A 20,636-nucleotide genomic window follows, 5' to 3' on the forward strand; every position below is an offset into this window, starting at 1 on the left:
GAATGACGAATTAGGAAATCAGACGACCGCCAGCGCGCGCAATTCAGTCGTGCAGATAGACGATGCGCCGCAGTTTCTTGTCGTTGCGGACGGTCTCCAGATGCCGGTCATGATCGCCGCTGGCCTTGGCCCCCGCCTCGCTATCCTCGACCCAGTGGGTCGTCTCGATGTCCTTCTGCAGGGCCTTGGCCGCCAGCAACTGTCCGGGAAAGAAGGTATCGACCACGTCGCCGGCCAGAGGCACCGTGCCCGTCGCCGTATCCACGGCCATATAGGCGGCCATCCGCGCCAGGGTCGCCGGCGAGGCCTTGGCCCGGACGGCCTGCATGACCAGCCAGGCGCCGGTTCCCACCGTATAGACCGTGCCGACCACCGGCACCCAGGTCAGCAGGCCGTCCATGCCGATGCCGAACGGTCCGATGCCGATCACCCGGTCGGACAGCTTCTTGATCCCCTCGACATTGGACCAAATCTTTTCGATATCTGTGATCGACCGTCTGGCCATGTCGCCCTCTCCCAAGCGTCGCCCTAACGCGGCATAGGCAACAGCGTTCACCAGGAAAGGCAACACACGATGTCCCTGCTCAAGCTGGCGGCCAATGCGGCGGCCTGCCTGGTCCTGATCGGCCTGTCGATCTTCGGCGTGGCGGCGCTCAGCGGCGTCGATCATCGCTGGGTGGACATCCTGGCTCAGTTCACGGGCCCCGTGCTGCTGGCGGCGGCGGGTCTGACCGTGGGCTGTGCGCTTCTGCGGCTCTGGCCGGCGATGGGCGTGGGCGGGCTGGCGACCGTGATCCTGTTGCAAGCCGTCTGGCCCCAGTGGATGCCGCCGACAGGGCTGCGCCAACCGGACCAGCCGATCATCCGGGTCTATTCCGCCAACCTCTGGGCGCCCAATACCGACGTCGACGCCATGCGCGCCTCGATCGAGGCGGCCGATGCGGATATCGTCATCCTGGTCGAGGTCGGGGACGCGCCGATCGCCCAAATTGACCGCCTGCTCGCGGGCTATCCCCACCGTCGGGTCAACGGACGACTGTCGCCGGGACCATCCGGGGCGCGGGCCATCATCGCCTCCCGCTATCCGATCACGACGAAACTGCCGGGGCGGCCGGACGGGCTCAGCGCCGTCGGCGCCGTCGTGGCCACGCCGCTGGGACCGATCACCGTCTTCGGCGTCCACCTGACCCGTCCCTGGCCCTATGAATATCAGTGGGGGCAGATCACCCAAGTGATGGCCCTGACCGAACGCCGCAAGGCGGCCGCGCCGGGGACCACCCTCATCGCCGGCGACTTCAACAGCGTCTCCAGCGCCCGGATCGGGCGTCAGATCAAGGCCGATCTCGGTCTGGTTCCCGCGCCGGGCTTTCCCGGCACCTGGCCGACCCGCCTGCCCCCCTTCATGGGCATCACCATCGATCAGGTCTACCGCTCGCCCGACCTGGCCCTGGTCAGCCGCCGCGTCGGCCGCCCGACCGGCTCGGATCACTATCCGGTCGTGACCGAGTTCACCCGAGCGAAGCCATAAGCGATTTCAGCCGGGCCTCGTGGCCGTCGGTGGGGAAGTCGTCGGCGACCCAGGCGTCTTCGAACGCCTTCAGGATGCGCCCCGTCTCGGGTCCCGGCGTCCGGCCCAGCCGGGCCAGGTCCCGCCCGCCGACCGGCATGGACGGCGGCGTCCAGGCGGTCGCAAGGCGTCGTAGAGGGGCTCCGTCGCGACCGCTCCGCGCCTCCGCGCGCGTCAGCCGATCTTCAAAGGCGGCGCGGCCCAGCCGATAGATCGCCGCCCGCGCGGCGGCCTCGGTCATGTCGGGCGCCACCACCGGGCCTTCGGCGACCGCCGCCGCCATCCGATCCCGCACCGCATTCGACAGCCGCAGATCCCGCGCGATCCGCACGACGACGGCCGCATCGCCGGGAACCAGGGCCGACAGACGCATGACCGGGTCGTCGGTCCGCCCGCACGTGGCCTCGAACAAATCCAGCGGCTGGACGTCCGGCAAGACGACGGCGAGCACCCCGGTCTCGGCCATGGCGCGCACCGAAGGGCGGGGATCGACCGCCGCCAGAAGCTTCAGCAGTTCCTTGGAGACCCGCTCGGCCGACAACCGGGCCATCCCGTCCTTCAGCGCGGCGCAGGCGGCCAAGCCGGTCGGATCGGGTTCGCCCCGCCCGTACCAGGCCTGGAAGCGGAAGAAGCGCAGGATCCGCAGATAGTCTTCGCGGATCCGGGTCTCGGCCTTGCCGACGAAGACGATCCGGCCATCAGCAGCGTCGGCCAGGCCCCCGCCGGTCGGATCAAACACGCGCCCGGCCGCATCGGCATAGAGGGCGTTCAGGCGGAAGTCGCGCCGCGCCGCGTCCTCGGCCCAATCCTCGGTGAAGGCCACGACCGCCCGACGCCCGTCGGTCTCCACATCGCGACGCAGGGTGGTGATCTCATAGGGCTTGCGCTCGGACACGCCGGTGATGGTGCCATGTTCGATCCCGGTCGGCACGGCCTTCAGCCCCGCCGCCTTTAGCGCCGCCATCGTCTCCTCCGGCCGCAACCGCGTGGCGATGTCGATATCGTCCACGGACCGGCCCAGCAGACTGTTGCGGACGCAGCCGCCGACGAACCGGGCGCAGTCGGGCCCGCCCGCCGCTTCCAGCGCCGCCATAACGGCGCGGGTGGCTGAGGCCTCCAGCCACGGCTGACCGAGCATGGACACGCTCACGCCGCGTCCTCTTCGGCTGCGATCTGGGGCGCGGGTTCGTCGCCGTAGAGCCGGGCGTGAAGCCCCTTCAGAATGCCCGCCGTGACGCCCCAGATATAGCGTTCGCCCCAGGGCATGGCCCAGAACCAGCGGCGCAGCCCCTCGTCCATGTCGTAAAAGTCCTGCCGGTGGTTGGCGGCGTCCATCAGAAAGTCCCACGGCGTCTCGAACACCTCGGCCACTTCGGCGGGCGCCGGGGTTGTGACCGGCGCCTCGTGCAGCCAGCCGATCACCGGCGTGACCAGAAACCCGGTTCCCGTCTCATAGGCGTCGGACAGGCCCAGCACTTCGACCTTCGCCGGGTTCAGCGACACCTCCTCGTCCGCCTCGCGCAGCGCCGCCTGGACGGCGTTCTCTCCAGGGTCCAGCCGACCGCCTGGAAAGGCGATCTGACCCGTATGCCGCACCAGGGTGTCGGCCCGCCGCGTCAGCAGCACCGTCGCTCCCTCGGGCCGCGCCACCACGGGGATCAGCACCGCCGCCGGCCGCAGCTCCCGCACCGGCCGCGCCGCCTTGGGATTCAGGTCGAAGTCCGAGCGGGCTGCGATCAGTTCCGGCCGCCAGGCCTCGACCGGGTCCAGCCGCTGGACCAGCCGGCTTTTCAAGGTCGCCAGCGTCACGCGACCGCCCCCAAGGAAAACGCTCGCCCGCCCGACCGCACGACCAGCCGCCCGTCGACCTCCTCGGCCGTCTCGACCAGTTCATAGAAGACCGAACGCGTGATCCGCGCCCACAGGTCGCGCCGCACATGGACGCGCGGCGCGGGCTCGCCCGTCTCCGGATCGGTCTCGACCACGATGGGATCGGCCTCGCCCGCCCGCACCTCGTCGCCGACATCGGTGACGAAGATCAGGTCGTCGCCCTCGCGCCCGACCGACACGGCCCGGAACGGCAAATCCTCGACCGTGATCTTCAACTTTTCGACCGGCGTGACCAGATGATAGCCGTCCGGATCCTTACGCAGCACGGTCGAGAACAGCCGCACCAGTTCCTTGCGACCGATGGGCGAACCTTCGTGCATCCAGACGCCGTCGCGGCCGATGACGATGTCGATTTCGCCGCAATGTTCCGGATTCCACAGATGCACGGGCGGCAGGCCCCGGCCCGGCGCCTGTTTGGCCGCCTCGGCGACGGCGTTCAGTCCTGACTTGGGATCATCGGCTTTGGTCATGTCCGACATGACTTAGGCCCCGCACCGCGCGCGGAAAAGGTCAGCCGATGCGAACGGGCCCAGAAACAGCCTCGACCTTGGTCGGCAGCCACAGGACGCGACGACGCTCCACCGGCCCCGGCAGGATCGCGTCGGGCGCGCCGACGAAGCCGAACCGGTCGAAATAGGCGCGATCGCCGACCAGCAACACCCCGCCGACCGCCATCGACTGCGCCTTGTCCAGGCAGGCCTGCACCAGTTCGGCGCCCAGGCCGTCGCTGCGACTGGTGGCGTCCACGGCGATGGGCCCCAGGAACAGACCGGTCGTCTCGCCGATCAGGACCGGCCACAGCCGCACCGACCCGACGATCCGTTCCCCCCGACGCGCGACGAAACCTGCAGCGGGGCGCGATCCCTCGCGCAGCCGCTCCGCCGTCTTGACGAAACGACCCGGCCCAAAGGCGGCCATGATCAGGGCCTCGACACCTTCGGCGTCGGCCGGAATCTCGGCGTCGATACGGCTGGGAGCCATCGACATGGAAAAGGCGTGCGACATGGGCGCTCCGACGGAGAGGCGCGCGCACCTAGGACCAAAGCCGCGCCAAATCAAGGCGCGGTCTTGTGACGATCAGCCCAGTTTGGAAAAGTCCGGCGCCCGCTTCTGGGTGAAGGCCATAAAGGCCTCCATGGCCTCGGGGCTCTTCATCTGCGAACCAAAGGCCTCGCCCTCGCGTTGCATCAGCGCCCACAGGCCTTCGGCGTCGCGCATCAGTCGCTTGGTCTTGCGGATGGAGTTGGGCGCGCGCGCCGCCACCTTGGCCGCCAGATCCGCCGCCGTCGCCTCGACCTGATCGGCCGGGACCGCCCGGTTGGCGATACCCCAGGCCAGGGCCGTCCGACCGTCCAGCGGCTCGCCCAGGGCGAACATCTCGAACGCCCGTTGGTGACCGATCACCGCCGGCAGCAGCAGGCTGGACGCCGCCTCGGGCGCCAGGGCCAGGTTGACGAAGGGCACGGACAGCAGGGCGTCCTCGGCCACCACCACCAGGTCGCAGTGCAGCAGCATGGTCAGGCCGATGCCGACCGCCCGCCCCTTCACCGCCGCCACCAGCGGCTTGTCCAGGTCGGCCAGCGCCTTCAGGAAGCGGAACACCGACATGTCGAACGGCTGTTCCGTCTTGGCGCCGATGGCGATGAAGTCGCCGATGTCGTTGCCGGCCGAGAAGCTGTCGCCCTCGGCGCGCAGCAGCAGCACCCGCACGGCGTCGTCGGTGCGCGCCTGTTCGACCGCTTCAGACAGGGCCGAATACATGGCCTGGGTGATGGCGTTCTTCTTGTCGGCCCGGTCCAGCGTCAGGGTCAGGACGCCGTCGGCCAGTTCTGTGCGGATATGTTCGCTCACGTCGTTTCCTCGTCCCGTTTGACGGCTGTCCACCAGTCGACGCCGTTCTCGTCTCGCGTCCGCTGGGCGCGGCCGCGCTTTTCCAGATAGTTCAGGTGCGCCTGAGCCTCGCCCGTGGCCATGCCCAATACGCCGTCTCCGACCGCCCGGCCGAACACGGCCGAGAAACCGTCGATCACTCTAGACGGTTGACGCAACGTCCGCTCAAGCCGTTTCAGCGCTGTCTCATGACCTCGCTTCAGGGCGTCGAGCCGCGCATGAACCCCGTAGAAGGGCTCGCCATGCGCCGGCAGGACAAACGCCCCCTCGGGCAGCAGGCCCCGCAGATTGACCAGGGAGTCCATCCAGTCGCCCAGCGGATCGGCTTCAGGCTCGGTCGGCCAGACCGAGACGTTCGACGAAATCCGGGGCAGGATCTGATCACCAGCGATAAAGACGTCGTCCGACCGCCGCCAAAGGCAGACATGTTCGGGGCTGTGCCCGGACCCGACCACCACGGTCCAGTCGTCGCCGTCAATCTGGACTACGTCTTCGTCGGACAGCCGCAGATAGCTGCGCGGCATCGGCGCCACCCCCTTGGCGAAGCCGCCGTAGTCCGCGCGCCAACGATCAATCTGCGCCTCGCTCCAGCCCGCAGCGCGAAAATAGCGTTCCCCGTCCTCCGGCGCGTCGCCGGTCCCCTCGGCCATCAGCATTCGGGCAGTGACATATTCCAGACGCGACATCAGCAGCGGGGCGCCGCTGCGCTCGCACAGCCAGCCCGCCAGACCGATGTGGTCGGGGTGCATATGCGTGCAGATCAGACGCCTGATCGGCCGGCCTTCCAGCGCGCCGTCCAGCGCCGCCTCCCAGGCCACGACACTGTCCGGCGTGCGCAGACCGGTGTCGATCACCGTCCATCCGTCGCCGTCACGAACGGCGTAGACGTTCACATGGTTCAGCTGGAACGGCAGGGTGAACCGAAACCACAGCACCCCGCGCGCGACCTCGATCGCCGCGCCCGGCGCCGGCGCATCGGTCATGGGATAGATCAGGCCTCGCGCCTCGATCCCCTGGTCCAGGGCCGTCGCATCATCCGCCAAGTGCGTCTCCAATTGAAACGAACAACCTTAGTCAGGTCTTGCCCTGGACGTCCACAGTCGCCTTGACCCCGCCCGATTAGATCGCCACGAAGCCTTCAGCCGTTCCCCATCGAAGGTGTCCCATGAAAGCCCGCATCGCCGCCGCCCTCGCGGCGCTCCTGTTCAGCGCCGTATCGGTCGCTCCCGCCTTCGCGCAACAGCAGCGCGGCCCCGAAAACCAGCCCGCCACCGTTGAAGGCGGCTCACGCGCCTCGGCCTCTCGTCAACGTCGCGAACGCGCGCCCGCCGCCCCGACGGCCGAGCAGATCCAGGCCGCCGCCCAGGAACAGGCCACGCTCGCCAACACCGGTTGCCAGGTGACGGAAGCCAAACTGCTGGGCACGACGGCCGAAAAGACCTCGGTCTATGAAGTCGCCTGCGCCGCCGGACCGGGCTTTATGATCGAGTCCAAGACCCCGCCCGAAGCGTCTAACTGCGTCCTTCTGGCCTATTCGGCGGCCACCCTGCGCGCCCGCGACCCGGCCGCAGACCCCGGCCCGCAGTGCACAATCGCCGCCAACACCGACACGCAGAAATTCCTGCGCGAATACGCCGTCCAGGCGGGCGTCGCCTGTACGGTCGATGAGGTCAAGGTTCTGGGCAAGGCCAACGACGGCGGCGTCATGTACGAAGCCGGCTGCTCCGACGGCGCCGGCTTCTGGCTCAAGCAACTGAACAACACCTGGACCAAGACCCCCTGCATCCAGGTGCTGGCTGAAAACGGAACCTGCGCCTTCACCACCACCGCCGAAAACGCCGCTCTGGTGAAATCCTATTTCGCGGGTTCTGAGGCCGCGTCCTGCGACGTAACCGAGGCTCGCTTGATGGGCCGCAACGCCAACGGCCTCTTCTATGAAGCCAAATGCGCCGCCGGCGACGGCCTTATCGCCCGCCTAAACTCCGAGAATGTCGTGCAACAGGTCTATCCCTGCGCCACCGCCCAGCAGGTCGGCGGCGGCTGCAAGCTGACCACCGTCCCCGCCGCCGCTCCGGCGCCGGCCGGCGGCCGGCCCTAAACGACCACCGCAGACCAGATGAAGGGCCGCCGGAGCGATCCGGCGGCCCTTTTGTTTTGCGTGGCCTCTTTTCCGAAACCGTGACGCACCCTACCGTCGCTGTCATGCGCATCGCCACCTGGAACGTGAACTCGGTCAACGCCCGCCTGCCCACCGTGCTGGCCTGGCTGGAGCAGGCCGCCCCCGACGTCGCCTGTTTCCAGGAGATCAAATGCGTGGACGAGAAATTCCCGCGCGAGGCCTTCGAGAGCCTGGGCTATAACGTCGAGACCCACGGCCAGAAGAGCTACAACGGCGTGGCCATGCTGTCGAAATACCCGCTGTCGGACATCCGGCGCGGCCTGCCCGGCGACGAGACCGATGAACAGGCGCGCTACCTGGAAGCCGTAGTCGAGGCGCCCCGACCGGTCCGGGTGGCGTCCATCTATCTGCCCAACGGCAATCCGATCGGCACCGAGAAGTTCGACTACAAGCTGGCCTGGTTCGAGCGGCTGAACCGCCACGCGCGCGGCCTGCTGGCCTTCGAAGAGCCCCTGGCCCTGTGCGGCGACTATAACGTCATCCCCGAGGCCGATGACGCCAAGAACCCGGCCGCCTGGACCGACGACGCCCTGTTCCAACCCCAGAGCCGTCAGGCGTTTCGCGCCCTGAAGAACCTGGGCCTGGCCGACGCGCACGAAGTCGGGGACGAACCGGCCGGAACCTACAGCTTCTGGGACTATCAGGCCGGCGCCTGGCAGAGGAACCACGGCATCCGCATCGACTTCGCCCTGCTGTCGCCTCAGGCGGCGGATCGGTTGCGGGGGATCGAGACCCATCGCGACGCGCGCGACATGGACAAGCCCAGCGACCATGTGCCGGTGGTGGTCGATATCGACCTGTCGGCCGGAACGGAGGCCTGAACCATGGCGGAGGTCGTGCGGGTGATCCTGCTGATCGCCTTGGCGGCGGCCCTGCTGACGACCCTGGCCCTGGCCCTGTCCTGGTGGATGGAGCCGCCGCGCCGCATCCGCCGCGCCTTGCTGAAGGCCCTTGGCGCTCCGCCTGAGGTCGAGGCCGTTTCGCCCCGCGAAGGCCGGGCCTGCGCTCTGAACTTCGACATCGAACAGGTGGTGGTGCTTTGGGCCAACGGCGCCCACGGCCTGGCCTACGCCTTCGAGGAGGTCGAGGGCGGCGAGATCATCGTCGACGGCCATGTGGTCGCCCGTATCCGCCGCGGCGAGGCGCGCAAGTCGCTGGACGTTCTGGCGCCCGACGCCGAACAGGTGGTGCTGCGGCTGATGTTCGCGGACGCCCGCCATCCGGAGTTCGAACTGGCCCTGTGGGACGCCGCCCTGGCCGGCGGAACCGGCTCGCCCGGCGAGGCCCTGCGGCTGGGTCGGCGCTGGCTGTCGCACCTGGAAGCCCTGTTGAAGAGCTGAGCGCCCCCCTTCCGATTGGGCGGCGAGAGGTCTAGAACCCCCGCTCATTCCTAACGACACGCCTTTTTACGGGAGGCCGCCTTGGCCCGCCTATTCGACGCCTATGTCGTCGCCGACTGGACCGCCGCCGAAACCAAGAAACTCGGCGACACCTCGCTGTGGATCGGGGTGGCCAAGCGCGACGTGCGATTCCGCCTCTATACCGAGACGCACAATGTCGCCACGCGGGCCGAGGGCGAGGCCCTGCTGGCCTCGATCCTGGCGGACCACAGAAAGCGCGGCGACCGGGTTCTGGTCGGTCTGGACTTCAATTTCGGCTATCCGGTCGGCACGGCCGCGCGGCTGAAGCTGGACGGAACCCCTTGGAATTCCATGTGGAAGTTCATCGCGTCCAATGTCGTGGACAAGGCCGATAACACGAACAACCGCTACCAGGTGGCGGCCAAGATGAACCGGCTGATGACCGACGAGGCCTGGCCGCTGTGGGGCGCGCCGGCGAAACAGGCGCAGCGCTGGCTGACGACGACCAAGCCGCCGGTGGGCGCAGGCGCCGACATTCCCGAGTTCCGGGCGACCGAGAATGCGGCGCGCAAAGGCAAGCTGCAGCCCAAGAGCGTGTGGCAGATGCACGGCGCCGGCGCCGTGGGCGGCCAGACCCTGGTGGGCATCCCGGCCGTGCGCAGGTTGTTGGAAAGCCTGGGGTCTTCGGGCGCCGTCTGGCCGTTCGGCACCGGCTGGCGTGCGTTGACGCCCGAGGACGTCGAGCCCCTGTCGGCCCTGGTGGTCGAGGTCTGGCCGTCGATGTTCGACGGCAAGCCCAACGAGGGTGAGTTCAAGGATCAGGCCCAGGTCCGGTCCACCGCCGAGGCCCTGGCGCAGATGGACGAGGCCGGCGATCTGGCCAAGGCCTTCGGTCCGCCCAAGGACGCGACGCCCGAGCTGATCGCCCAGGTCGAGCAGGAAGAAGGCTGGATTCTGGGGGTCTGAACCTGGAGAAAACCTCGACAAATTCTGGAGAATTTGTCGAGGTTCTATCTGTCAGGACAGGCGGTCGCGGAACTCTGAATAGTCGAATTCACGGACCAGTTTCAGCGCGTCGGTGTCGCTGTTCCACAGGGCGATGGCCGGCAGCGGCACCCCGTTGAAGGTGTTGGTCTTCACCATCGAATAGTGGGCCTGATCCAGGAAGGCGATGCGGGTTCCCGGCGTCGGCGCAGTGGCGAAGCCATAGTCGCCGATGATGTCGCCGGCCAGGCAGGAGGGCCCGCCCAGGCGATAGGTCACACCCGCCTCGGCCTCGTTCAGCATGGCGGGGCGATAGGGCGCCTCGATCACATCGGGCATGTGGCAGGTCGCGGAAATGTCGGTGATGGCGATGGCCAGACCGTTGTGGAAGGCGTCCAGCACCTCGCCCACCAATATGCCGGCGTCCAGCGCAATGGCCTCGCCCGGCTCGATATAGACCTGAAGCCCGTAGCGCTCGCCCAAATCCTTCAGGAAGCCGACCAGGGCGTCGATGCGGTAGTCGGCGCGGGTCACGTGGTGGCCGCCGCCCAGATTGATCCACTTCAGGTCCGGCAACAGGGGCGCCAGCTTGGGCTCCACCGCGGCCCAGATCCGTTCCAGCGGCTCGAACCCCTGCTCGCACAGGGCGTGGATGTGCAGACCGTCGACGCCGTCCAGGTGCTCGGGCGTCAGCTGCGACACCGGGAAGCCCAGGCGCGAGCCCAGCTGGCAGGGGTCGTATTTGGCGACCTCGCCCTCTGAATGCTCGGGGTTCAGCCGCAGGCCGATATCGAACACCTGGCCCTCGGCGCGGGCGGCGGCGATCAGGTCGGCGAAGCGGGCGATCTGGTCCGGGGCGTTGAAGATGACCGTATCCGACAGCCGCAGGATCTCGGGCAGGTCGGCGGGCTTGTAGGCCGGGGAATAGGTGGTCAGGTGACCCTTGTAGAACTCCCGCGCCAAGCGGGCTTCCCACAGGCCCGAGGCGCAGACGCCGTCGAGATATTCCCCGACGACGTCAGCCAGCGACCACATTGAGAAGGCCTTCAGGGCCAGCAAGACCCGCGCATTGCCCCGCGCCCCGACGTCCTGAAGGACCGACAGGTTGCGACGCACCGCGACCTCGTCCACCACGAAGGCGGGCGACGGGACGCGGTTCAGATCGAACCGGGCGAAGGCGCCCGGTCCGCCGGCCTGGGTCTGCATGACCATGGGAATCGCCTCAGAAGTCCAGCGGAGCGTCGAGCGTCTCGACGGTCCAGGGCAGGCCGTGCTTGTTCAGCATGTCCATGAAGGGATCGGGATCCAGCTGCTCCATGTTGAACACGCCCTCGCCCTTCCACTGGCCGGTCAGCATCAGGGCCGCGCCGATCATGGCGGGGACGCCGGTGGTGTAGCTGACGGCCTGATTGCCGGTCTCGGCATAGGCTTCCTGGTGGTCGCAGATGTTCTTGACGTAGACCGTCTTGGCCGCGCCGTCCTTCTGGCCGGTGGCGATCGTGCCGATATTGGTCTTGCCCTTGGTGATCGGGCCGAGCGACGAGGGTTCGGGCAGCAGGGCCTTCAGGAACTCGATCGGGATGATCTCGCGGCCCTGGAACATCATCGGCTCGATCGAGGTCATGCCGATGTTCTCCAGCACTTCCAGATGCTTCAGATAGGAGTCGCCGAAGGTCATCCAGAATCGGATGCGCTTGATTTCCGGATAGAATTTGGCCAGCGACTCCAGTTCCTCATGATACATGAGGTACATGTTCTTGGGCCCCACGCCCTCGAAATCGAAGGCCTGCTTGTGCGACAGGGCCGGACCCTCGACCCACTGGCCGTCGGCCCAGTGACGCGACGGGGCGGTCACTTCGCGAAGATTGATCTCGGGATTGAAGTTGGTCGCGAACGGCAGGCCGGTGTCGCCGCCGTTGCAGTCCAGGATGTCGAGGGTCTCGATCGAATCCAGCAGGTGCTTCTTCGTATAGGTGGTGAAGACCGAGGTCACGCCGGGGTCGAAGCCCGAGCCCAGCAGGGCCATAAGCCCGGCGGCCTTGAAGCGGTCCTGATAGGCCCACTGCCACTTGTATTCGAACTTGGCCTCGTCGCGCGGCTCGTAGTTGGCGGTGTCGAGATAGTTGACCCCGGCGGCCAGGCAGGCGTCCATGATGGCCAGGTCCTGGTACGGCAGGGCCAGGTTGACGACCAGGGCGGGCTTGACCGCCTGGATCAGGGCCGTGGTCGCCGCCACGTCGTCGGCGTCGATCGCCGCCGTGTCGATGGTCACGCCGAAGCGCGACTTGACGGATTCGGCGATGGCGTCGCACTTGGACTTGGTGCGGCTCGCCAGAGTGATGTGCGAGAAGATGTCCGCATTCATCGCCATCTTGTGGACGGCGACCGAACTGACGCCGCCGGCGCCAATGACCAGCACCCTGCTCATGTGTGCTTCTCCTGAAGACTGAAATGCTCTGGCGACATCGCCGCCCTTATAAAGGGCGGGGCTCTTAGCACGATGATGACAGGACCGCTAATGCAGGGGGCGTTGGGAGACGGAAATCGCATTCCACGGCGCTTTTTCCGGCTCGCCGTGACTGAGGCGCGGAAACTCGGCAGATCAGGTTCAGGTCATGTCATGACGGTCGGCGCTTCCAGCGCGTCGCGAACGGTCGAAAGACGGTTACGACTGATGGGCAAGGGCTCGCCTTCGTCCATCAGCAGCCGGCCACGCGAACCGTCGCGCTCGAAGCCGCAAACATGAGTAAGATTGGCGATCACCGACCGGTGGACCCGAAGAAAGCCCGCCGGCAGCTCGGCTTCCAGTCGGTCCAGGCGGGCGGCGTGCAGCAGTTTGCGCCCATCGGTCAGTCGCAGCTCCACATAGTCGTCCGCCCCCACGATGGAGACAATGTCCTTGAGCGGGATCCGCTGGACGCCCCGTGACGAGGCCACGGTCAGACAATTGGGGCGCGCGGCGGCGCGTATGAGTGCGATCTCCCGCTGCTGATCGTCGCGGCCCAGGCGCACGACCTCGGCCATAAGAAGCGGAAGAAGGAGGCCGGCGGCGAACAGGAAATAGGAGAGATCGACCAGCCAGGCGGGAAAAAGAAGTCCCGTCGCCATGAAGAGGCAGAGGTAGGCCAGGGTCAGACGGGCGCCCCCACGACGACGATACACGCCGACGCCGGCCGCCGTAGCGGCGAGCGACAGGCCCACCATCAGGGCCAGCAGGGTTTTCAGATCGAAGCCGGGCGCAAAGACGGTCGCGCCAACGGCGACCATGGCGAAGGCGATCAGCGAGCGGCGCGCCTGGGGCCAGAAGCGCTCCACGACATAGGCGGTCAGCAGCACGGCGAAGGCGGCGGTCAGAAGCCAGATGCCGACCAGACGCCAGCCGTGGACGGGATAGGCGTAGGGCGCGAGCGCTCGCAGGCTTTCCAGGATCGCTTGCAGCCCCGCGATGCCCGCGAGGGTCGCCAAGGCCAGGCTCGAGCCGGTACGGCGCAAGCCGTGGATGACCGCGAAACCGAAGGCGGCGGCGAAGAGCGCGCCCGCAACCGTGAAGACCACCGCCAAGGGGACCGCGCGCGACGGCCACGGATAGGGGGCGGCCACGATCCCCGCGATGGGGCCGTCCAACCGCACGGCGCCGTGAAACGACGACATATGGATCACGACCGGATTGTCGCCGGGCCGCCAGAGATGTTCGGGAACAGGGAAGGCTGCTTCATAACGGCCGGGCGTTTCGGTCGCGGCCGAGGCGCCGGGTCGTCCGTTTGCGCCCAGGCGCTGACCATTGAGCCAGACTTCGGAAGAGGCCGTGCCGACGACGTACAGGGCGGCCGGACCAGCGCCGTCCGGACGGCGCACGACAGAGCGAAGCCACAGCGCCCGCCCCTGGGGGTCGATGACGCCCTCCACCGCCCGACAGTCCCGAAGAACAGGCGCCGCAGCGCCCCGTTCGCCGCGGCAGGATTGCCAATCCTGCGCCCGCAAACCCGTCGGAAAGGCGGTCAGGAGAATCACGATGAGAAGCAGCCGCCACATGACGAGAGCCTAGCCTGTCATTCGCCGGAAAGCGCTGCCGTTCACCGATGCAGACGCGCCGTTCGCCGAAGCCCGCTTTTGTCGGTCGGAAAGCCTGCTTCGATCCTTCCCATGACCCATGCCCTCATGAATCGCCGCTCCATGCTCGCCGCCGCCGGCATCGCCCTGCCCGGTCTGGCTCTGCCCTGGAGCGCCCGTGCCCAGGAACAGCCCGGCCCGTTCCGCTTCGTCGCCGGCGACGGCCAGGAAACCGACGCCGAACGCGGCTTCTTCGAGGTTCCCGAGGATCGGCGAATCCCCGGATCGCGCCGTATTCGCCTCGGCTATGTGCGGTTCGCCTCGACCAGCGCGAACCCAGGGCCGCCGATCGTCTATCTGGCGGGCGGGCCCGGCGGGTCGGGCGTCCGCACGGCTATGGGGAATCGGTTTCCGATCTTCATGGCGCTGAGAGCGGTGGCGGACGTGATCGCCTTCGACCAACGCGGCACAGGATTATCCGCCCATATTCCAGAGCGGCCGGCCTCCCCCGCCCCCTGGCCGGCCCTGACCCACAGGGAAATGACGGACTGGTACCGCGACGAGATGCAGAAGGCCTGGGTGGACTGGACCCGAGCCGGCGTGGCGATGACAGGATACAATACCGAGCAGAACGCCGACGACATCAATGACCTGCGCCGCCATCTGGGCGTGGAGAAGGTCAATCTGTGGGGCATCAGCTACGGCACCCACCTGGCACTGTCCGTGCTGAAGCGGCATCCCGACGTGATCGGACGCGTCGCCCTGGCCAGCCTGGAAGGTCAGGACCAGACCGTGAAGCGGCCGGCGCATATCGACGCCTATCTGGAGCGGGTGGACCGCCTGCTGGGTGAAGACCCCGGCGGCCGTGCGGCCGTTCCGAACCTGCCCGCCCTGATGCGGCGCGTCCACGCCCGGTACGAAGCCGAGCCGGTGATCGTGACCATCCCCGGTGGGACCGGCCCGGCCGATCTGAAGATCGGCGGCTTCGGCGTGCAGCTGATGGCCTCCGCCATGGTCGCCAATCCGCCGACCTTGTCCATGTTGCCCGGCGTCTACCTGGCGCTCGACGCCGGCAAGACCGACGTTCTGGCGCCGCTCTTCCCGCCGCCGGATCGCTATTTCAGCATTGCCGGCATGCCCGAGGCGACCGATCTGGCCTCCGGCATCTCACCGGGACGGCTTGCGCTCATCGAGAAGGAGGCGAAGACGGCGGTGCTGGGCGACGCCTTCAACATGCCCATGCCGCATCTGCTGGGCGCCATCCCCGGCGTGGACCTGGGCGAAGACTTCCGGTCGGCGATCAGGATCGAGACCCCTGCCCTTCTGGTCGCGGGCTCCCTCGACGGCCGCACTCCTCTGGAAGAACAGGCCGAGGTGATCGACCAGTTTCAGCGAAAGACCCAGGTGGTGGTCGAAAACGCCGGCCACAACGTCTTCGAGTCGCACCCGGAGGTTCAGACCCTGCTGGTCAAGTTCTTCAGCGGAGAGCCGGTGAGCGATACCCGACTGAGCCTGGCCCCGCCGAAGTTCACCGTCGCCTGACGGGCGATGGCAGGGCGGCGGCGGAGGGAGGCGAAAGACGCTATTCAGCGTAAATCATCTTGCGCGTCATTCCGCCGTCCAAGGTAAGGACCTGGCCTGTAACGAAGCCGGCTCCGGCCAGATAGAGAACGGCGCCCGCGATGTCTTCTGGGCGGCCGACCCGGCCGGCCGGATGCTGGGTGTGGTCGATCGGCCGGAGATCCTGCTGATCAGAGATCCAGCCCGGCGCTATGGCGTTTACCCGCACCTTTGGCCCCAGGCTGATCGCCATGGCGTGCGTCAGCGCGACCAAGGCGCCCTTCGAGGCGGCATAGGCCTCGGTGTTCGGCTCGGACATGTAGGCCCTGGTCGAAACCATATTGAGGATGACGCCCCCATCGCCAAGCATCGGAATGGCGGCCCGGCTCATCAGAAAGGTCCCGGTCAGGTGGCTGTCGGTGACCTTGCGCCAGTCGGCCAGCGACAGCTCGGACATCGGGCCGCGATCCGGCTCGGCGACGCCCGCATTGTTGACCAACAGATCCAGCCTGTCCCACCCCAATTCGGCGAAAGCGGCCTGGACCGAAGCCTCGTCGCCCACGTCGCAAATCACGGACCGGGTCTGATCCGGCCCCGGGTTCAGGTCGAAGGCGGCGACGGTCCAGCCGTCATTGATCAGGGCTCGGCAAATCCCCCGGCCGATCAGGCCCGCGGCTCCAGTGACGATGGCTGTCTTCATGCAGATCTCAAGCAGTGAGAGGGCGATCAGGTTCCGGTGATCCGCGCTGCGCCGGCAGCCGTCACCAAGCCCCACTACCCGATCAGCGCCCTCGCCGCCGCCCTCGCCTCATCGGTGATCTCCGCCCCCGACAGCATCCGCGCGATCTCTTCCTGACGGCGCGCGTCATCCAGGGCCACCACGGTGGTCGTGGTCATCCCCTCGTGGTCGGCCTTCATCACCTTCCAGTGGGCGTGGCCGCGGGCGGCGACCTGGGGGCTGTGGGTGACGACCAGGACCTGGGCGCCGGTGGACAGACGTTTCAGGCGCGAGCCGACGGCCTCGGCCACGGCGCCGCCGACGCCCTGGTCCACCTCGTCGAAGATCATGACCGGCTGGCGCATGTCCTCGCGGCTGGCAAGCGCCGCCTTCATGGCCAGGGCGAAACGGGCCAGTTCGCCGCCTGACGCAATGGCGTCCAGGGGGCCGAAGTCGGTTCCGGCGTTGGTGGCGATCTGGAAGCGGACGGTCTCGACCCCGTCGGGGCCGCGCCGGCCCTCGATCGGCTCCAGCGCCACGCGGAACCGCGCGCGCTCCAGCTTCAGCGGGCCCAGTTCGCCCATGACGGCGGCGGTCAGGCGGTCGGCCGCCGCCTCGCGCGCCGAGGTCAGGAAGGTGGCGGCCAGGTCGTAGGATTCGGCGGCCTCGGCGGCTTCGCGGCCCGCATTGGCCAGGGCCTCCTCGCCGTCCTCGATCAGGCGCAGCTGTTCGCGTAGGCGGATGCGAAGCGACGGCAGGGCGTCGACCGTGGTGTTCAGCTTGCGGGCGGCGGCGCGAAGGGCGAACAGCCGTTCCTCGGCCTTGTCCAGGCGGCCGGGCTCATAGTCGAAGGCGTCGGCGGCGGCGTCCACGGCGGCGACCGCCTCGGCCGCCTCGACCATGGTGCGGTCGATGGCCTCGACGGCGGCGGACAGTTTGACGATGACCGGATGGTCGCCCTCGGCCCCCGCCTGGCCGGCGCGCTGGCGGGCGTGTTCGACGGCGCGAAGCGCAGCGCCCAGTTTCTGGCTCAGCTTGTCGCCGCCCAGTTGGGTGCGGGCGTCGGCTAAGTCGGCGATGGCCTTTTCGGCGGCGCCCAGCAGGGCGCGTTCGCCGGCCAGTTCCGTCTCCTCGTCGGCGCGAGGGTCCAGGGCGTCCAGTTCGGACAGGTTGAGCGTAATCTCCTCGACGCGGGCGGCGGCGTCGGCGGCCTGGGCCTTCAGTTCAGCCAGTTTCGCCTCGGCGGCCTTGAGCTTGGTCGCGGCGGCGGCGACGGCCTGGAGCTGGGGCTGGAGACCGCCATAGGCGTCCAGCAGGTCCCGGTGGGTGCGCCAGTCCAGCAGGCCGACGGTCTCATGCTGGCCGTGAACCTCGACCAGGGCGGCGCCGATCTCGCGCAGGGCCGTGACCCCGGCGGGCTGGTCGTTGACATAGGCCCGGCTGCGGCCGTCGGCGTTCAGCACCCTGCGCAGGATCAGGTCCTCGCCCGGCTGGACCTCGAACCCCTTGTCGGCGATCAGGGCCAGCAGGTCGGGATCGTCGGGGGCGCTGAAGATGGCGGTGGCCACGGCCTGTTTGGCCCCGTGGCGCACCAGGCCGGCGTCGCCGCGCCCGCCCAGGGCCAGGCCCAGGGCGTCCAGAATGATCGACTTGCCCGCCCCCGTCTCGCCCGTCAGCACGGTCAGGCCGGTCTCGACGTCGAGATCCAGCACGTCGACCAGGACGACGTCGCGGATGGAAAGGGCGGTCAGCATGGGCGCACGCGATTCGGCATGGGGCGCAGTCTAGCGCGCGGCGGCGTGAAAGGAATCAGAGACCGGAGGCCCGGCGAAGCGCGGCGTTGATGCCCGACTGCCACCCCGGCCCCTGGGCGCGCCAGTGTTCCAGCAGATCGGCGTCCAGCCGCAAGGTGACCTGCTGTTTGGGCGCGTCGGCCTTGGGGCGGCCGGGGGCGCGTTTGAACTGGTTGAGGATGTAGTCGGGCAGCACCTCGCGCGCCGGGCGGAGTTTGGCCGCCATCTCCTCGGTCAACTCAGGCGCGTCGTCCTCGTCCAGAGGAACGCTTTCCCAGTCTAGCTCTCGCTTCGCCATCTCATCAGCTCCTTTGTCCGCGCCCGGCGAAGACTGATGGCCCGAACATCCTCGCCTCGCACCGTAAAGGTCAGGGCATAGAGCCGACCATCCACATATCCGTAGGCGTTGAACCGAGTCTCTTGATAGTCCTTGCGGGTGTCCTGCCTGACGACGGCCGAGGCCAAATCCATCTCTTCCGCCAGACGTAGGGATACGCCGTGCTTGGCGATGTTGACTGCGTCCTTGTCCGGGTCGAAGATGATCATTTATGTAACTACATAAATCTGACCGTCAAGAGGACGTTCAGCCCGGGATGATCCGCTGCAGCCAGGATTCGCGCTTGGCCTCAGGGGCCTTTTCCGGGGCCTGGCCGTTTTCGGTCAGCAAGGCGTAGGCCTCGGCGTACCAGGGGCTGCCGGGGAAGTTGTAGCCCAGGACGGCGCCGTTGCGGGTCGCCTCTTCCTTCAGGCCCAGCTGCAGATTGACCTCGACCAGGCGATACAGGGCCTCGGGCGTGTGGGAGGTGCGCTGGAACTCGGGGTTGGCGATGACGGCCTTGTAGCGGTTCAGGGCCGCAAGCGGCTGGTTGGCGCGCTGGTAATAGCGGCCGATGTTCATTTCCTTGCCGGCCAGCTGGTCATTGACCATGTCGATCTTGACGGCGGCGTCGCTGGCGTAGGGCGTGCCCGGATAACGGCGCGCCACATCCTTCAGGCCGGCCAGGGCGGCGTTGGCGTAGCCCTGGTCGCGGCCGACGTCGGTGATCTGTTCGAAGTTGCACACCGCCTTCATGTAGAAGGCGTAGGCCGCCGACGGATTGCCCGGGAACAGGGAGATGAACCGGTCCGAGGCGGCGATGGCCTCGGCGTAGTTGTTGTTCTGGTAGTAGGCGTAGACCTGCATCAGGATCGAACGGCGCGCCCAGTCCGAATAGGGATGCTGGCGTTCCACCTCCTGGAAATAGTCAACGGCGTCGGCCCAGCGCTTCTGTTCCAGACGCTGATAACCGGTGTTGTACAGCGCCTCGACCGGCCGCTCTTCATAGGCCAGCTTGGGGCGCTGATTGCCGGCGCAGCCCGAAATTGTCAGAGCGGCGGCCGCCGCAGCCATCAGCACCAGGCCGGAACGGAACTTAGAAACGGACAAGGACGACCCCATGACGAGCGGAGCCCTGCCTCAAGACAGGCCTCCGGAAACGAACGCGGCGATCTCTAGCACCCACGACCGGGACACGCCATGCCGACGAAAACTCTCCGCACACGACTTGCCCTGCCCGGCTCCGCTGGTAAAGAGCGCGCCAACCGACCGCCGTTCATGGGGGTCGGATGACGGCGAAAGGATGACCAGCTGATGAAGCTGCTCTCAGGCAACTCCAACCGGGCCCTTTCCCAGGCCATCGCGGACCACCTGGACGGTCCGCTGACCAAGGCCCAGGTCAAGCGTTTCGCCGACAACGAGGTCTTCGCCGTCATCGAGGAGAACGTCCGCGGCGAGGACGTCTTCATCCTTCAGTCGACCAGCTATCCCGCCAACGACAATCTGATGGAGCTGCTGATCATCACGGACGCGCTGGTGCGCGCCTCCGCCCGTCGGATCACGGCCGTCATGCCCTATTTCGGCTACGCCCGTCAGGACCGGAAGACCGGCGGCCGTACGCCGATCTCGGCCAAGCTGGTCGCCAATCTGATCACCCGCGCCGGCGCCGACCGGGTGCTGACCATGGATCTGCACGCCGGCCAGATTCAGGGCTTCTTCGACATCCCGACCGACAATCTGGTGGCCACTCCGGTCCTGGCCCAGGACATTCGTGAACATTATTCGCGCGGCGACGACCTGATGATCGTCTCGCCCGACGTCGGCGGCGTAGTGCGGGCCCGCTCGCTGGCCAGCCGCCTGAACGCCGACCTGGCCATCGTCGACAAGCGCCGCCCCAAGGCGGGCGAGAGCGAGGTCATGAACATCATCGGCGACGTCGAAGGCCGTCGGTGCATCCTGTTCGACGACATCGTCGATTCCGGCGGCACCCTGGTGAACGCGGCCAAGGCCCTGATGGATCAGGGTGCGACCGAGGTCTCGGCCTATATCAGCCACGGCGTCCTGTCGGGCCCGGCGGTGCAGCGGATCACCGACGGACCGCTGAAGGAGCTGGTGATCACGGACTCGATCGAACAGCCGCACGAAGTCTCGAACTGCAAGAAAATCCGCACGGTTTCCGTGGCTCCGCTTATCGGTGAAGCTATCCGACGGATCGCCAACGAGGAATCCGTGTCGAAGTTGTTCGATTAATCTTCGGCAAACCCGTTTCGGCACGTTATAAGCGCCTTCCAGTAAGCGCCCCTGTCGGGGCGCACAGTTCTGTGGACG

General features: G+C 67.6%; 22 protein-coding genes. 7 read left to right on the forward strand and 15 right to left on the reverse strand.

Translation table 11 applies throughout. From position 1 onward, the window contains the following. Nucleotides 1-43 precede the first annotated feature (43 nt). Complete coding sequence (locus ACW170_RS16190; protein ID WP_492087650.1) at nt 44-505, reverse strand: DUF4112 domain-containing protein; 462 nt, start codon at nt 503-505, stop codon at nt 44-46. Between the two features lie 69 nt (nt 506-574). Here ACW170_RS16190 and ACW170_RS16195 point away from each other — a divergent pair, with 69 nt between their 5' ends. Beyond that, nucleotides 575-1,528, forward strand: coding sequence for an endonuclease/exonuclease/phosphatase family protein (locus tag ACW170_RS16195; RefSeq protein ID WP_492087651.1), 954 nt, complete (start codon nt 575-577; stop codon nt 1,526-1,528). Here the strand turns inward: ACW170_RS16195 and ACW170_RS16200 are convergent. From ACW170_RS16200 to ACW170_RS16225, 6 genes are all read right to left on the reverse strand, one after another. Further along, a complete protein-coding gene (locus ACW170_RS16200; RefSeq protein ID WP_492087652.1) occupies nt 1,509-2,717 on the reverse strand; it encodes a CCA tRNA nucleotidyltransferase in 1,209 nt (402 codons plus the stop codon). The genes ACW170_RS16195 and ACW170_RS16200 overlap by 20 nt on opposite strands. Beyond that, the gene (locus ACW170_RS16205) at nt 2,714-3,376 is read right to left on the reverse strand and encodes a CoA pyrophosphatase (RefSeq protein WP_492087653.1); all 663 of its coding nucleotides are present in this window, start codon (nt 3,374-3,376) and stop codon (nt 2,714-2,716) included. The genes ACW170_RS16200 and ACW170_RS16205 overlap by 4 nt, the downstream gene beginning before the upstream one ends. Continuing rightward, nucleotides 3,373-3,927 carry a DUF1285 domain-containing protein gene (locus ACW170_RS16210; RefSeq protein WP_492089201.1) on the reverse strand — a complete coding sequence of 185 codons (555 nt, stop codon included), beginning with the start codon at nt 3,925-3,927 and terminating at the stop codon, nt 3,373-3,375. The genes ACW170_RS16205 and ACW170_RS16210 overlap by 4 nt, the downstream gene beginning before the upstream one ends. 40 nt (nt 3,928-3,967) lie before the next feature. Then, entirely contained in the window at nt 3,968-4,462 is a 495-nt protein-coding gene (locus ACW170_RS16215) for a GNAT family N-acetyltransferase (protein WP_492087654.1), read from the reverse strand. A 72-nt stretch (nt 4,463-4,534) separates the two neighbouring features. Then, nucleotides 4,535-5,308, reverse strand: a complete 774-nt coding sequence (locus ACW170_RS16220) for an enoyl-CoA hydratase (protein WP_492087655.1) — start codon at nt 5,306-5,308, stop codon at nt 4,535-4,537. After that, entirely contained in the window at nt 5,305-6,390 is a 1,086-nt protein-coding gene (locus ACW170_RS16225) for an MBL fold metallo-hydrolase (RefSeq protein ID WP_492087656.1), read from the reverse strand. Before ACW170_RS16225 ends, ACW170_RS16220 begins: the two co-directional genes overlap by 4 nt. A 122-nt stretch (nt 6,391-6,512) precedes the next feature. Between ACW170_RS16225 and ACW170_RS16230 the strand changes: the two genes are divergently transcribed. From ACW170_RS16230 to ACW170_RS16245, 4 genes are all read left to right on the forward strand, one after another. After that, nucleotides 6,513-7,445 (forward strand): hypothetical protein, encoded by a 933-nt coding sequence (locus tag ACW170_RS16230; protein ID WP_492087657.1) that lies wholly within the window; start codon nt 6,513-6,515, stop codon nt 7,443-7,445. A 104-nt stretch (nt 7,446-7,549) separates the two neighbouring features. After that, nucleotides 7,550-8,347, forward strand: a complete 798-nt coding sequence (gene xth / locus ACW170_RS16235) for an exodeoxyribonuclease III (protein ID WP_492087658.1) — start codon at nt 7,550-7,552, stop codon at nt 8,345-8,347. A gap of 3 nt (nt 8,348-8,350) precedes the next feature. Then, a complete protein-coding gene (locus tag ACW170_RS16240) occupies nt 8,351-8,866 on the forward strand; it encodes a hypothetical protein (RefSeq protein WP_492087659.1) in 516 nt (171 codons plus the stop codon). Nucleotides 8,867-8,947: 81 nt separating this feature from the next. Further along, nucleotides 8,948-9,853, forward strand: coding sequence for a cobalamin biosynthesis protein CbiG (locus tag ACW170_RS16245; RefSeq protein WP_492087660.1), 906 nt, complete (start codon nt 8,948-8,950; stop codon nt 9,851-9,853). 51 nt (nt 9,854-9,904) lie between these two features. On the opposite strand, the gene ACW170_RS16250 is transcribed toward ACW170_RS16245, so the two are convergent. The 3 genes from ACW170_RS16250 to ACW170_RS16260 form a co-directional block, all read right to left on the reverse strand. Continuing rightward, nucleotides 9,905-11,083 carry a carboxynorspermidine decarboxylase gene (locus ACW170_RS16250; protein WP_492087661.1) on the reverse strand — a complete coding sequence of 393 codons (1,179 nt, stop codon included), beginning with the start codon at nt 11,081-11,083 and terminating at the stop codon, nt 9,905-9,907. Between the two features lie 10 nt (nt 11,084-11,093). Beyond that, nucleotides 11,094-12,299 (reverse strand): saccharopine dehydrogenase family protein, encoded by a 1,206-nt coding sequence (locus ACW170_RS16255; protein ID WP_492087662.1) that lies wholly within the window; start codon nt 12,297-12,299, stop codon nt 11,094-11,096. A 185-nt stretch (nt 12,300-12,484) separates the two neighbouring features. Further along, nucleotides 12,485-13,903 (reverse strand): LytR/AlgR family response regulator transcription factor, encoded by a 1,419-nt coding sequence (locus ACW170_RS16260; protein ID WP_492087663.1) that lies wholly within the window; start codon nt 13,901-13,903, stop codon nt 12,485-12,487. A 111-nt stretch (nt 13,904-14,014) separates the two neighbouring features. Between ACW170_RS16260 and ACW170_RS16265 the strand changes: the two genes are divergently transcribed. Further along, nucleotides 14,015-15,463, forward strand: a complete 1,449-nt coding sequence (locus tag ACW170_RS16265; RefSeq protein ID WP_492087664.1) for an alpha/beta fold hydrolase — start codon at nt 14,015-14,017, stop codon at nt 15,461-15,463. Nucleotides 15,464-15,503: 40 nt separating this feature from the next. Here the strand turns inward: ACW170_RS16265 and ACW170_RS16270 are convergent, their stop codons facing one another. From ACW170_RS16270 to ACW170_RS16290, 5 genes are all read right to left on the reverse strand, one after another. Next, nucleotides 15,504-16,181: an SDR family oxidoreductase gene (locus ACW170_RS16270; protein ID WP_492087665.1), complete on the reverse strand. Its 678-nt coding sequence runs from the start codon at nt 16,179-16,181 to the stop codon at nt 15,504-15,506. Nucleotides 16,182-16,255: 74 nt separating this feature from the next. Next, a complete protein-coding gene (recN, locus tag ACW170_RS16275) occupies nt 16,256-17,953 on the reverse strand; it encodes a DNA repair protein RecN (protein ID WP_492087666.1) in 1,698 nt (565 codons plus the stop codon). A 55-nt stretch (nt 17,954-18,008) separates the two neighbouring features. After that, the gene (locus tag ACW170_RS16280; protein ID WP_492087667.1) at nt 18,009-18,290 is read right to left on the reverse strand and encodes a BrnA antitoxin family protein; all 282 of its coding nucleotides are present in this window, start codon (nt 18,288-18,290) and stop codon (nt 18,009-18,011) included. After that, nucleotides 18,272-18,538, reverse strand: a complete 267-nt coding sequence (locus tag ACW170_RS16285) for a BrnT family toxin (protein ID WP_492087668.1) — start codon at nt 18,536-18,538, stop codon at nt 18,272-18,274. Before ACW170_RS16285 ends, ACW170_RS16280 begins: the two co-directional genes overlap by 19 nt. A 37-nt stretch (nt 18,539-18,575) precedes the next feature. Next, nucleotides 18,576-19,430, reverse strand: coding sequence for an outer membrane protein assembly factor BamD (locus tag ACW170_RS16290; RefSeq protein ID WP_492087669.1), 855 nt, complete (start codon nt 19,428-19,430; stop codon nt 18,576-18,578). Nucleotides 19,431-19,622: 192 nt separating this feature from the next. On the opposite strand from ACW170_RS16290, the gene ACW170_RS16295 reads away from it, so the two are divergent. Further along, a complete protein-coding gene (locus tag ACW170_RS16295) occupies nt 19,623-20,558 on the forward strand; it encodes a ribose-phosphate pyrophosphokinase (protein ID WP_271164213.1) in 936 nt (311 codons plus the stop codon). Nucleotides 20,559-20,636: the final 78 nt, after the last annotated feature.

The organism is Brevundimonas sp. FV2ps16 (assembly GCF_058681075.1).